Source organism: Acetobacter sp. DsW_063, assembly GCF_002153745.1.
Taxonomy (GTDB): Bacteria; Pseudomonadota; Alphaproteobacteria; order Acetobacterales; family Acetobacteraceae; genus Acetobacter.
On the sequence record NZ_JOPL01000014.1, the window covers coordinates 15,565 to 28,801 of the forward strand.

10 protein-coding genes are annotated in these 13,237 nt (G+C 60.6%); 3 read left to right on the forward strand and 7 right to left on the reverse strand.

From position 1 onward, the window contains the following. Window positions 1-58: 58 nt before the first annotated feature. A complete protein-coding gene (locus tag HK28_RS03555) occupies window positions 59-1,246 on the forward strand; it encodes an acetyl-CoA C-acyltransferase (RefSeq protein WP_086643246.1) in 1,188 nt (395 codons plus the stop codon). 564 nt (window positions 1,247-1,810) lie between these two features. After that, window positions 1,811-2,236: a DoxX family protein gene (locus tag HK28_RS03560; RefSeq protein WP_086643247.1), complete on the forward strand. Its 426-nt coding sequence runs from the start codon at window positions 1,811-1,813 to the stop codon at window positions 2,234-2,236. Between the two features lie 192 nt (window positions 2,237-2,428). Here the strand turns inward: HK28_RS03560 and HK28_RS03565 are convergent, their stop codons facing one another. The 6 genes from HK28_RS03565 to HK28_RS03590 form a co-directional block, all read right to left on the reverse strand. Further along, complete coding sequence (locus HK28_RS03565; RefSeq protein WP_086643248.1) at window positions 2,429-3,760, reverse strand: LLM class flavin-dependent oxidoreductase; 1,332 nt, start codon at window positions 3,758-3,760, stop codon at window positions 2,429-2,431. 18 nt (window positions 3,761-3,778) lie between these two features. After that, window positions 3,779-5,134, reverse strand: coding sequence for an LLM class flavin-dependent oxidoreductase (locus tag HK28_RS03570; RefSeq protein WP_086643249.1), 1,356 nt, complete (start codon window positions 5,132-5,134; stop codon window positions 3,779-3,781). 371 nt (window positions 5,135-5,505) lie between these two features. After that, window positions 5,506-6,240, reverse strand: coding sequence for a hypothetical protein (locus HK28_RS03575; protein ID WP_086643250.1), 735 nt, complete (start codon window positions 6,238-6,240; stop codon window positions 5,506-5,508). 17 nt (window positions 6,241-6,257) lie between these two features. Then, complete coding sequence (locus tag HK28_RS03580; protein WP_369823585.1) at window positions 6,258-7,847, reverse strand: efflux transporter outer membrane subunit; 1,590 nt, start codon at window positions 7,845-7,847, stop codon at window positions 6,258-6,260. After that, window positions 7,834-8,910 (reverse strand): HlyD family secretion protein, encoded by a 1,077-nt coding sequence (locus HK28_RS03585; RefSeq protein WP_086643251.1) that lies wholly within the window; start codon window positions 8,908-8,910, stop codon window positions 7,834-7,836. Before HK28_RS03585 ends, HK28_RS03580 begins: the two co-directional genes overlap by 14 nt. A gap of 20 nt (window positions 8,911-8,930) precedes the next feature. After that, window positions 8,931-10,508 (reverse strand): MFS transporter, encoded by a 1,578-nt coding sequence (locus tag HK28_RS03590; protein ID WP_233140331.1) that lies wholly within the window; start codon window positions 10,506-10,508, stop codon window positions 8,931-8,933. A gap of 245 nt (window positions 10,509-10,753) precedes the next feature. Between HK28_RS03590 and HK28_RS03595 the strand changes: the two genes are divergently transcribed. Continuing rightward, window positions 10,754-11,674, forward strand: coding sequence for a LysR family transcriptional regulator (locus tag HK28_RS03595; RefSeq protein ID WP_086643252.1), 921 nt, complete (start codon window positions 10,754-10,756; stop codon window positions 11,672-11,674). A gap of 437 nt (window positions 11,675-12,111) precedes the next feature. Here HK28_RS03595 and HK28_RS03600 read toward each other — a convergent pair whose 3' ends face one another. Beyond that, window positions 12,112-12,984 carry a dimethylarginine dimethylaminohydrolase family protein gene (locus HK28_RS03600; RefSeq protein WP_086643253.1) on the reverse strand — a complete coding sequence of 291 codons (873 nt, stop codon included), beginning with the start codon at window positions 12,982-12,984 and terminating at the stop codon, window positions 12,112-12,114. Window positions 12,985-13,237 lie beyond the last annotated feature (253 nt).

Genomic DNA, 13,237 nt, shown 5'->3' on the forward strand with positions numbered 1-13,237 from the left:
TTAGCCGCCGCCTGACCAACAGAAAACGTCCAGTCACAGCCATTCAGGAAACCCCGTCATGAGCACTGAAGATCCTATCGTCATCGTCAGCGCCGCCCGCACGCCCATCGGCTGGTTTCAGGGCCAATTCAACGGCGTGAAGGCGACCGAACTGGGCGCGGCCGCGATCAAGGCGGCGCTGGAGCGTGCGGGGTTGCAGCCCTCTCAAATCGGAACCGTCATCATGGGCAACGTCCTGCCCGCCGGCCTCGGACAAAATCCGGCTCGACAGGCCGCCCACGTCGCCGGCGCCCCGTTCAGCACGGGCGCAGTCACGATCAACAAGCTTTGCGGCTCCGGGATGATGGCGATCGGCTTCGGGCATGACTCGCTCGTCGCCGGAACAAACGAACTGGTCGTGGCGGGCGGTCTCGAGTCCATGACCAACGCCCCCTACATCCTCCCCAAGGCGCGCGGCGGCTATCGTCTCGGCCATGGCGAGATTTTCGACCATATGTTCCTCGACGGGCTGGAAGACGCCTATGAGCCCGGCCAGCTCATGGGGCATTTCGCGGAAAAGACTGCGGAAGAAAACGGCTTCACCCGAGCGGCGCAGGACGATTACGCGATTGAAACCCTACGGCGCGCCCGCCACGCGGTCGAAAGCGGCGCGTTCGCAGCCGAGATCGCGCCCGTTACGGTCGCTTCCCGCAAAGGCGAGGTCGTCATCGACGCCGATGAGAACCCCCTGAAGGCGCAACCAGAGAAAATTCCCGGACTGCGGCCAGCATTCGGGATGAACGGCTCCATCACCGCCGCCAGTTCGTCGGGCATCGCAGATGGCGGGGCCGCCGTCGTGCTCGCGCGACGCAGTTCAGCCGAACGCCTCGGCCTGCCTGTTCAGGCGCTGATCCGTGGCTTCGCCATTCATTCCATGGCGCCCCGTGACTTCACGGTAGCGCCCGTTCCGGCGATGCGCACTCTGCTGGAGCGCGTCGGCTGGAGCGTGGGCGACGTCGATCTTTGGGAGGTCAATGAAGCCTTCGCCGTCACCGCCATGCTGGCTCGGCAGGAACTGGAGATTCCCGCAGAGCGTCTCAACGTGCACGGCGGAGCCTGCGCTCTGGGGCATCCGATCGGCGCCACGGGCGCACGCATCGTCACTACGCTGCTCCATGCACTCGAAGCGCGCGGCGAACGACGCGGCGTCGCATCGGCCTGTATCGGCGGCGGAGAGGCTATCGCCATCGCGGTCGAACTGCCCTGAACGGCCATCCGGTTCGCTTTGTGTCGTCCCGAGCCATTCAGATCCTGCTTCCGTCTGTCGGCTTCATGCAGGGAAAGCGCAACCGTCTTTCAGAGTGCGCCAAGGTTATTGACGGTGGAAGATGCGGTTTTTCAGCAGAAGAACGCATCAATCGCCCCGTAAGATATCTCCCAAAACTACAATTTAGTTAGATACATTTTCACTTTTCTTCCAAAAGCTATTCAAAAAACTCCTAACCTTACGTCCCGAAAAGGACCATTCAGGCAGTTAGACGCCAACGATTATTCTGATGATGCGAAGCCATAACGTCTTCTGCTGCTCGGCGGATCACTGAGTCTCCGGCGCCAGTGATTGAGAGCAAAGCGCAGCGCGGCGACCTGTCGGCATAAAGCAACGCCTCAACATGCCCTGCATGCCGGATCGGGAGAGAATGATAAATAAATGGAACCGATCAGTTTCTATTGTTTCCATTTATTTTGGGAAAACATGATCGTATCGTGAGTGCAACAGCGGGGAAGAAAACAACTGCTCCCGCCGAACCTGACCTCGAAAAGAGACGCTCTCATGAACGCAATCATCTCCCGCGACGCCCTTCTTCTCGCCGCTCGCCTCGCACTCTCTCTCCTGTTCATCATCATGGGCTGGGGCAAACTGTCGGACTACTCCGGCGCGGTCGCCTACATGGCGCAGACCGGCGCGCCTGTTCCGGCGGTCGCGGCGATCGTCGCAATACTGGCCGAGCTTGGGATCGGGCTGGCGCTCGTTCTGGGCGTGCTGGTCAGCCCTCTCGCCATTGCGCTTGCCCTCTACACGGTGGTGACCGGCTTCATCGGCCATCATTTCTGGACCATGGACGGAGCGCTTCGCTACGACATGATGATCCACTTCTACAAGAACATCAGCATCGCGGGCGGCCTTGTCGCTCTGGCTGTCGCGGGTCCGGGACGCTTCGCCCTCCGCCTGCCCACGCCCGCCGTGGCGGCGCGCTGAGCAACCGACATCCACCGAGGCGAGCCTGACCATGTGACGTCAGCTCGCCGCAGACCACCCTATCGTGGTTTGTGAGTAAACTGATCCGGCCTGATCGGAACAGAACAAAGCGCGCCACAGGAGCGCTTGCAGCACGTCTTTGGAAATAGTTCTGGAGGCGCCGTCGTTTGACCGCACGACGCCCCGCGCATTTCAGCCAGCGCGCTTATTCTCTGCGACGTAGCGGTTGGACGGGAAAGGCAGCCCAAGATTCTCGCGAAACGTGTCATGCTCGTATTCGACGCGCAGCAGACCGCGTTGCTGAAGCACCGGGACCACGAGATCGACGAATCGCTCGAGCTGACCGGGCAACGCCTCGAAGATAACGAACCCGTCCGCCCCCTCGTTCTCGAACCAGCGCTGAAGCGCATCTGCAACTTTTTCCGGTGACCCGACAAAATCCCCGCGTGGCGTACTGAGCTCTCGCGCGATCTGACGGACCGTCAGATTTCCCGCGCGCACCCGCTCCAGAATACGCTGCGACGCACTCTGGTTGCTGTCCTGACCAATATGCTCGACGTCGGGAAAGAGGCCATCGAGATCGTATTGACGGAAGTCATGATCGTTGAATGCGCGGGAGAGAAAGCCAAGACCTGTGTCGATCGACGTCAGAGCAGACAATTCCTGATAAAACACCTCGGCTTCTTCATCGGTGCGCCCGACGATCGGAGCGGCGCCCGGGAGGATGAAAGGAACGCCGTCGGGGCGGCTCAGGCGCTCGGCCCGCGCTTTCAGATCACGATAATAGGTCTGGGCCTCTTCAAGATTCTGCGGCCCACAGAAGACAACCTCCGCGTGGCGCGCCGCGAAATCTTTCCCATCCTCGGAAGCGCCTGCCTGAAAGATCACCGGCTGACCTTGCGGCGAACGTCCGATGTTCAGCGGCCCCCTCACCTGAAAGTAGGGACCGACGTGATCCAGGCGATGCAGCTTTGCCGCATCGACGAAGACGCCGCCCTGCTTGTCGCCAACCAGCGCGTCGTCCTCCCAGCTATCCCAAAGGCCCTGCACGACAGAAAGATGTTCGGCGGCGATGCGGTACCGTTCATGATGCGCCGGATGAACCGCCTTGCCGAAGTTCGCCGCCGTATCGCTCAACCATGACGTCACGACGTTCCACCCTGCGCGACCGGCGCTGATATGATCCAGCGACGCGAACTGGCGCGCGACATTGAATGGCTCTGTGTAGCTGACGCTCAACGTGCCGACGAGGCCAATATGCTCTGTCACTGCAGCGAGCGCCGAAAGGATGGTCAGCGGCTCGAAACGGTACAGATAATGAGGGCTGGATTTCTCATTAATCGATAGGGAATCAGCGACGAACAGAAAGTCAAATCTCCCTCTTTCCGCCAGTTGCGCCTGCGTCCGATAGAATGAGAGGCTGGTGCTCGCGCGGACATCCCTGTCGGGATGTCGCCAATCATCCCATGTGCGCCCAACGCCATGAAGGATGAGACCCAGTTTAATCTTGCGTTCTTGCGGCATCTTAGTGGTTCCGTCCTGTCAAGCTGCGTCGAGAGCGCTGGAGGGAGCCTTGCGCTGCGTTGTCCACCGGTTCTCCGGGACCGGTAGCCCCAGATGGCCGCGCAGCGTGTCCGTCTCGTATTCGACTCGAAAGAGACCGCGCTGCTGGAGGATGGGAACTACCCGCGTGCGAAAAAGATGAAAATCACGCGGCGAAGTCACACGTATGTTGAAACCGTCCGCCGCTTCATTGAGGAACCAGTTCTCGATCTGTCGGGCGACGGTTTCCGGAGAGCCCACGAACCCAAAGCGGGAAGCGCCATAACGCTCTGCGGCTTCGCGCAAGGACAGGCCGCCAGCCTTCACCCCACGAAGGATTCGTTCCGCTCGTCCTTTATAGCTGTTCAGCGTCAGGTTGCTGACGTCCGGGAATGGTCCGTCGAGCGGATATTGGCTGAAATCATGATAATTGAAGGCCCTGCCCAGCTCGACGAGTTTCTTTTCGATGCTCTGGTGTTCGTTGCGGCTCTCTCCGAGGGCGAGCGCTTCCTCATCCGTCTCGGCGAGGATCGGCGCTATGCCGGGCATTACGGTGATCGACGCAGGGTCCCTGCCCAATGCGGCCGCCCGGGACTTCAGATCACGGTAATACGCCTGAGCAGTCTCCAGATCGTCCACCCCGGCGAACGTGGCGTCGGCTATCTCCGCCCCAAGCCGTCTCCCGGCGTCGCTGTCCCCTGCCTGAAAAATTACCGGCTGGCCCTGAGGCGAACGAGCGAGCGCCAGAGGCCCATCGACGGAGAAGAATTCACCCCTGTGATTCAACGCATGCTGCTTCGATTTATCGAGAAATACGCCTGTGCTCTTGTCACGGGGAAAAGCGTCGTCCTCGTAGCTGTCCCACAATCCCTGCACGACATCGACGAATTCGCGCGCCCGCCGATAACGAACCGCATGATCCAGATGGGCCTGCTGGTTGTAATTGCGTGCGGCACCTTCCAGACCCGTCGTCACCACGTTCCAGCCTGCGCGCCCATGACTGATCTGATCGAGAGAGCCGAACAGGCGCGCTACGTTATACGGCTCCCAATACGTCGTGGTCAGCGTGCCGACCAGCCCGATCCGGGACGTCGACACCGCCAGCGCCGACAGCAGCGTCAACGGTTCAAGACGGTTCAGGAAATGCGGCGCAGTGTTCGGAGTAATGAACGGGCTGTCGACTATGAAAACCAGATCGAATTTCGCCGCCTCGGCCAGCCGGGCGTTTTCGATATACCAACCGATGTCTACGCTTGCATCGCCCGGAAGATCCGGGTCACGCCATTGGGTAAAATCCGTTCCCGCCCCTGCAAGGATAGCTCCAAGCTTGAGCTGTCGCCGGGTTGTCGCGGCCATCGTCGTCTCCCGTTTCTGGACAGAACCGGAGGGTGACGGGTTCGACGCTTTGGGAAAAACGAGAAATATTCAACGCAGCGATATGGCGACGCAAACCAGCCTCTCCTGCCGCCGCCGACGCTCTTAGTCGCGCAAGTGTCCCGTCGCAACCACACGCTATGCGTCCAGAGTTCCTTGAAAACGCGCCAAGGCAATCGCGCCGCGCCCGAAGCGCGTGCGGTAAACGCCGTCGCGGAGACGAGCGATCAGGGGGGCGACCCGATAAAAGGAAACCCTTCGCTCAGCTAAAAATACATGCAAGGAGACATGAGCGTGACTGCACACGGAGAGACCGTAATCGTGCAATAGCAGAAGGATTTTGAACGAAAGTTTTATCCGTTAGCGGTATCCGCAAGCAGAATGACAGCATCCTGCGTCGCAATGACAACCGCCTCATCCTGCCCGTCGATCCTTGCGGCGTCTCCAGCGGCAAAAAACTCCCGTCCCAGCGAAGCCGCGCCTTTCGCGACGATCATGTACAGCGTGCAGCTGGGGGCTGTCCGATAGAGAGCGCCCTCCCCGGCACGCAACGTCGCGCGCAGGAGACGAGACCTGGACCGCAACGTCACAGGAGCGCCGTCGATGACAGCCTCCGTCCCCTCCGGATCATCTTCTGGAAAACCGGATGCGATAATACGAAAACTTCCGTCTTCGATCGCAGGAAAATCCGGTCGCGTCTCCTGCGCCGGTTCGCCGCCTTCGTTATCGGCCAGAAACCAGAATTGAAGGCAAGACGCTCCGGCCGGCCCGGCGCGCCAGCCGAAGGACTGACACCCGCTTGCGGCGCTGATCGCGTGGAGCCCCCCGGCCGTGATCGTCTCGGATGGAAACAGCTCAGACGTCGCGCTCAGCGCGCCGTCGGCCACCCATGTCACGATGTCTACATTCTGCTCCGCTCCGAGGCGGAACTGCGCTCCCGATGCGATACGCATGGCGTTGACGACGCGCAGGCGGCCGTCATGGACATATGCGGCATCCTGAAAGGAGCCGAACGCAAAATGACAACGGAGATCGACTCCCGCTTCCTGGATTGTCCCAAGCATATCGACGCGGCGGATCGTGATCATATTTGTCGGATCTCCGCTCAGCCGTTAGACGTCGCGGGGCGCGACGCGACAGGGTAGGTCGTCTCCCAACCTCCGCCGAGAGCGCGGTAAAGCCGCGTCACGGAGCGGGACACCTCCGTGGTGGCGTCAACCAACTGTCCCTGAGAAGCAAGAAGCGCGTTTTGCATGGTCAGCACATTGAGAAAGTCGGACGAACCCGATTTGTACTGAGCCTGCGCAGTCTCCACCGCGATCTGATTTTCGTGAACGGCCTCCTGCAACCGATCGCGTTCAGACTGCGAGGCTGACAGATCGGCCATCGCGTCGTCGACTTCCTGCCAAGCCTTGAGCACAGTCCGCTGCAGGAAGATCGCCGCCTCTTTCTGCTGCGCCTTGCGCAGATGCAATTGCCCGGTCAGACGCCCCCCCTCGAACAACGGCAAGGTCGCGGTAGGGCCGAAACCATACTGACGGGAAGCCCATGACCCAAGGCCGCTGAACTGCAGGGCCTGAATATCGAGACTGCCTGACAGGGTGATGCGCGGGAAGAAATCCGCCACCGCGACGCCGACGGAAGCGGTCGCTGCGTGCAGACGATCCTCCGCCGCGCGGATATCTGGCCGCCGTTCGGCAAGCTGAGACGGCAGGCCGACCGGCACGCTCGCAGGCACAGGCGGAATCGCCGACGGCTTGCCCAGACGGGCGTTCAGAGCGCCCGGCGCCTGCGCGACGAGGAAACTCAGCGCATTCAGAAGATGCACCTCCTCCCTCTCCAGAGGGCCGCGCTGGGCTTCGAAGGTGTGAAGCTGCCCGGTCGAGTCCGCAATGTCGAGACGCGTGGCCGCGCCCTGCTGGAAGCGAAGCGTCGTCAGACGTACGCTGTCACGCGCAATCTGAATGTTGTGGTCGAGAATGCCGATGCGCGCCTGCACGCCCCGTAGGTCGATATAATCCTGCGCGGTCTCGGCCATCAGCGACACGAGCAGATCGCGGCGCATGTCTTCCGTCGCGTGCACCGCCGCCGTGGCTGCTTCGACCTGTCGGCGGACATGTCCCCAGAGATCGACCTCCCACGATGCGCTCATTCCATACTGCGGCAGGTTGAACGACGGGTTGCCGACGCTGCCCGGCAGCGCGGTCGGACCGAACCCCTGCTGGCCGCTGGCGATCGACCCCGCCTGCTCCCGCTCCATGGTCCCGAGCAAACCGAGGATGCCGTTTGTGCTGGCCCGCTCGCGGGCGTAGGAGGCGTTGGCCTCCATATGAGGCATCTGCGCAGCACTGGCGATCTTGCGTTCAGCGTTGCTCTCCATCAGGCGCAGGGACGCAGCCTGAAGATCGAGATTCGAGGCCGTAACGTCGTTCTCCAGAGCCGTCAGCGTCGGATCGTTGAACAGACGCCACCATTGCGGGTCGGCCATTGTCTCGACAGGACGACTTTCCGAAGGCGGCAGACTCTGGCGCCAGTTCGCAGCGCTCCTGATCGCTGGCTTGTGGTAATCCGGCCCCACCGTGCAGGCGGTCAACGCCGCAAGACAGAGCGTCGCCGCCAGCGCCAAGCGGGGTTGGCGCTGGCGCCCCTCGGCGGCGACCGACATGTTTGCATTGAGCATGTCAGCGCCAGACATAGCGGGCGTCATCAGCATGAGGACCGGATAGGCGCGAGCCCGTGTCGATGCTGACCTCCACCGACATGCCCACCCTGACTTTGGAAGCGAGAGGCTGTCCCGGATCGAAGGTCAGCTTCACCGGGACACGCTGCACCACCTTGGTAAAGTTGCCGGTTGCGTTGTCCGGCTGAATCGGCGCGAACGCGACGCCGGTCGCAGGCGCTACCGAGTCCACATGCGCTTTCAGCGATCGCCCCGGAAACGTGTCCACACGGATAGTGGCGGCCTGCCCGGTCTGCACTTTGGTGAGTTGCGTTTCCTGGAAATTGGCGAGCACGTAGGCGGCCTGCGTCGGCACGATAGCGAGGATCGCTGTGCCGGGATGCACATAAGCGCCCACACGCACGCCGCGTTCGCCAACGACGCCGGAGACTGGCGCCGGGATTGTACAGTAGGACAGGTTCAGTTCGGCCTGTTTTTCGTCGGCCTGCGCCTGCATGACCTGCCCCTGCGCCTCAACCAGCCGCGCTTTAAGGACATCGACCTGGCGGATAGCGGCGTCCGTCGCGGCCTGATCCCGCGCAATGGCGGCCTCCGCTTCCTTGTCTTTCGCCTCGCTGGACTGCTTCTGCTCGATGGTGCCTGCTCCACCAGAAGACAGGGTGCGATACCGCTGCATGTTTTGCTGAGCGAACAGTTGGTCGGCCCGGTCCGCCTCTACGGCCGCACGAGTTCCGGCGATGACAGAATCCTGCCGCGTCAGCTCCGCCTCCAGATTTCGCGCAGCGCCCTGTGCAGCAAGAAGACGGCCCTTTGCGGCGTCGAGAGCGGCGCGGTAATCGTCGTCTTCGATATGGGCGAGTTCTTCGCCAGCGCGTACGGCTTCGTTATCTTCGGCCAGAACGCGGTCGATACGCCCCGACACTTTGGGCGCGACCGCCGTGAAATCGGCAGTGACATACGCGTCGTTCGTGTATTGACTCACGCCGTCGCCCAAAACAAGTCGGCTGCCGCCCCAGGCCGCGATCGCGAGCACGGCTGCGGCGCAGCCAGCGTATAGCAGTGGTTTTCTGTAAATCATTATATTCACATCCGCGAAATTCAGTGGGCGGGAGCCGTCGCCGCCGGAGCGCGAGGCGGATAGACACGACGAGGCAGGAGAACGTTCAGGACCGCGTAGCCGAGACAGACCCAGATCAGACCAAAATAGATATCGGCAAGCCCGAGAACGACAGATTGCTCGTGGACGTATGTGTGGAAGACTTCGAGTGCGTTGTGCGCGACATGGCCCGCGTCGGGCGACGTGCCGGCCAACTGTTGCTGGATCGGGTCGCCCAGCCCCTGAAGTGTTGTTCCGTTCGCGCCGTGGCGATCGAGCAACATCACGGAGTGATACTGCTCGCGACGGCGGGTCACGGCGGCGAAGATGGCGAAAGCCACAGCGTTCGCCAGCCCTTTAAGCATGTTGACCATGCCGGAGATGAACGGACCGTCCGCGGGGCCTAGCGCAAGCGTCGCCAGCATCAGCGTCGGGATGACCGTCATCGGCTGTCCGAATACCTGCAGGATCTGGATGACGTAGAAATTGTCGCGAACCCAGTCAGGCGTCAGCCATGTGCCGAACCACGCTGCCGCCGCCAGACACGCCATTCCCCCTGCCAGCACGTAGCGGCAGTCGACACGGCGGCTGTTGCAGATGGCGGCGATCAACGGAAGCATGATCAGTTGCGGCAACGCCACCACGAGAGCGACCGGAGCCGTCTGGATCGGACGGTAACCGCGAATCTCTTCCAGATATGTTGCCGGGAGCTCAGACAGCAACCCGCAGATTGCCAGAATACCGACCAGAGAAATCAACGACGCCTGAATGTTGCGTGAGCGCCAGTATTGAATCTTGAAATACGGGCTCGGGTGGAACGCCTCGTTGATAAGGAAGACGACGAACGCCGCTCCTCCCCAGAACGCAAGATGCGTAATGGTCGTCGAACGGAACCAGTCCAGGCGGTCCCCCTGATAAAGGACAATCACCAGCGAACAGATAGCGGGCAAACCGACCATCAGACCAAACCAGTTGAATTTCTCGAACCGCTCCATATGCAATGGATCGCGCGGAAGGCCGTACGCAATCATTGCGACCGCCAACGCCGCAAGCGGGATGATCTCCCAGTAAAGCCAATGCCATCCGGCATGCTCAAACCAGAACGCTTCCAGCGGCAGACCGAGATTGGGGCCGAAGGTCGCGCTCATCGCGTACCCGCCAATGCCGAAAACACGAATTTCTGGCGGTAGATATTTGAGCATGACGGTCATCAGCACAGGCGGCAGACACCCTGCGGCCATGCCCTGAAACGCGCGCAGCACACACAGCGACGTCACATCCGGCATGAATGGCGCCGGGATGGCGAGCAGCGCCATCATCGCCGTCATGAAAATCGAGAAACGGTAGATCGAGAACGTCATGTAGAACCACGGCGTGAACGCCATGGCCGCGATATTGAACGCCTCGTAGATCGTGATCAGCCAGGTGCCGTCGTCGTGACTGATGTGCATCGCCCCGAGAATGTCGGCAAGACCATTCTCCGTCACATGTTCGTTGAAGCCCGCGACATGCACAGCCAGCAGCATCCCGACGCATCCAATGATCGTCCGGACGCCGAAAGGCGGAATATACGATGGCATGGGCGGCGACGCATGAATGACCGGCGCCGCCGATGGGACGACAGACGGCTGGGATGCCGACGCCCCATCGGGCGAGGCTGGGTGGCTGGCTTCGCCGCCATGTGTGTCGCGAGCTTCCGAAATCATGGCCCGCATCATCAACGCAATCGAATGCAGAAAAACCTCCATTCCGATTAAGTCTGGATTTCATTTTTCGGAATGGTTTTCGGTGGCCTGTGACTCATCTGGAAGAGTAGTATGGGCGGATGCGAGGATATGACCTTGATCTGCTGCGTTTTCTGCAAATTCTGATCGAAGAGGAAAGCGTCTCCGGCGCAGCCCGAAGAATGCATGTGAGCGAGCCGGCGATGAGCCGCCACCTGTCCAAGCTTCGCAGAGTGTTCGGCGACCCGATCCTTGTTCCGTCCGGGCGCCAGTTGACCGCATCCGCCTTCGCCCTGGGCATTCTCGACCGTGTTCAGGAGGTGGTGCGAGCGGCGGACGGTCTGATCGAGACGCGCGCCCTGTCCAACCTGCGCAACATGACGCCGAAATTCACCATCCGCGCCAATGACGTCGTCACTGCGGCGGTGGCGCTGCCCTTGCTGCGCAAACTTCGGGAAGAATGTCCGAATTGCGAACTGGTCTTCGCGCCGGAAATTGACGAACCGCCCAGCGATGCGCTGCGTAACGAAGGCATTGACCTCTACCTTGGCGCCACCGACATGCTGAGTCCGGAAATCAGGCGGCAGACCATCTTTTATGACCGGATGCGCGCGCTGGTTCGACAGGACCACCCTATTTTCGACGAGGGCATAACGCCGCAGAGCCTGACTCATTACGACCACATCAGCGTATCGCGGCGAGGCCGGGCTCACGGGCCTCTCGACTGGGCGCTACGCGATCATTTCGGCCTGACCCGACGCGTCGTTTTGGTTGTCCCAAACTACAAGGCGATGATCGACAGCATGTGCGACACGGATTTCATCCTGCTGCTTCCGGGCATGGCGCTGGATCGCGTTCCGCTTACTGCGCTGGGCCTTCGAGTCTTCGACTTTCCCTTTGTTCTGTCGAAGGTGGAGGCGTTTCAGGCGTGGCACCCCCGGCGCGACAATGATCCGGTGCATCAGTGGCTCAGGGAGAGCCTGTTCGGCGTATGTCGCAAGCTGGTTATCGGAAGGACCTGAACAAGGGGTAGGGGTAGCGGTTCTTGTCTGTGCTCTTTTAGAAATCTTTACGACGAGAGCGGGTAGTCTCAGGTAGGTGATTCAAACGGAACCGGCTCCTGCGCGCTCACATTGCTGCGCAACCATTTGAATGCAGTTCCAAACGCAACGTGCGTCCAATACATCTCATGCTGGCCCCGGACATAGTCCCTCGCGCCACATTTGATCGCGCCTGGAACATTTCTATCTCGAATTCTCTGTCAAGGCCCGGATCGCGTCTGGCCGGGTGCAACCGGCGACGCCTTCCCTACCGTCCCGAGTTCGTTACCACAGCATATCTCCCGGCAAGGATAGATCTCCGTCGTGAGGTCTCCTTGCAACGAAAGAGAGCGCCGCCATCGACTTTCATAGTTGCCCTCGCTCAGACCGGAGGTCCGATTCAGATGGCGCCGATCTACTCAGGACGCCGCCAGAGAACGGCGACGAAGTGGCATGGTCATGCAATGCACGCTGCCTCCGCCTTGCGAGAACTGGTTCAACTCCGGATCGACCACCGTTAACCCTTCCGCACGCAGCATCTCGTTCACGCGCTTTGAATGACGCGGACTTACGACGCGTTCGCGCCCCAAGGCCAGCACATTGCAGCCCATGTCACGCATGACTTCCTTGTACGTGACTGGCAGAAGCCGTATCCCTTGCGCACGGAGCCAGTCCAGGTCCTCGTCGGCCAGAACATCGACTGCGCACAGGGCCAGATTTTCCGCCACCATGGCGAAAATCACGTCGAGATGCAGGAAGTGCTTTGGAAAACGTATGACGCGGGTCGTCCACCCGGCTTCCTCGAACCACCCGAGGAATTCGGCCGCTCCTGCTTCGTCGGTACGGCATCCGGTGACGCCGACAACAACAAGACCCGGACGAATGATATGGATGTCGCCGCCTTCAATGTGCCCTTTGGCGCATGAGCGCCAGACCGCGTCGTCACCATAGAAGCTGCGGATCTCCGCCTCCTCGCCGACACGCTCATCACGCATCAGCTTCGTGACGACAGTGCCAAATGGCGTGGTCTGTGAACTGTCTCGTGTATAGACCTGATAAGGCATGCCCTGCTGCGGCGTAAGAAAATGGCAGGTGACGTCATTCGCGCCCAACGCATGCACCAGTTCGTCGAACTGCCCTTGCAACGCCTGCCGATCAAGGCGACCGTTCCGCTCCAGCGTCTCGATCGCAATGTCGTTGCTCGGAATCCAGGAGTAATAATCAGGCCGACAGAGCAGCACGTCCGACAGATCGCCTGTCTCGCTGTCGATGAACCATTTGTTCGCCGTCACCCGGTTCGTCCTCCCGTAAGGTCTGTGGAATCACTTGTGTCTCGTTGGTCGACGCTATCACGGATCGCCGGGGCGTCTCGCCTTCTTTCTGCTCAATTTCACTTTTGCAAATACAAAACCATTCGGCAAAATATCCAATTCCAAATACAATTTTGGAAATAAAATACTTTTCTCTTGACGGAACGTCTTGCAATTTGATTGGATTGTGAAACGATCAACCAACGCAACAACGGACAGGTTATTGCCCCGCAGT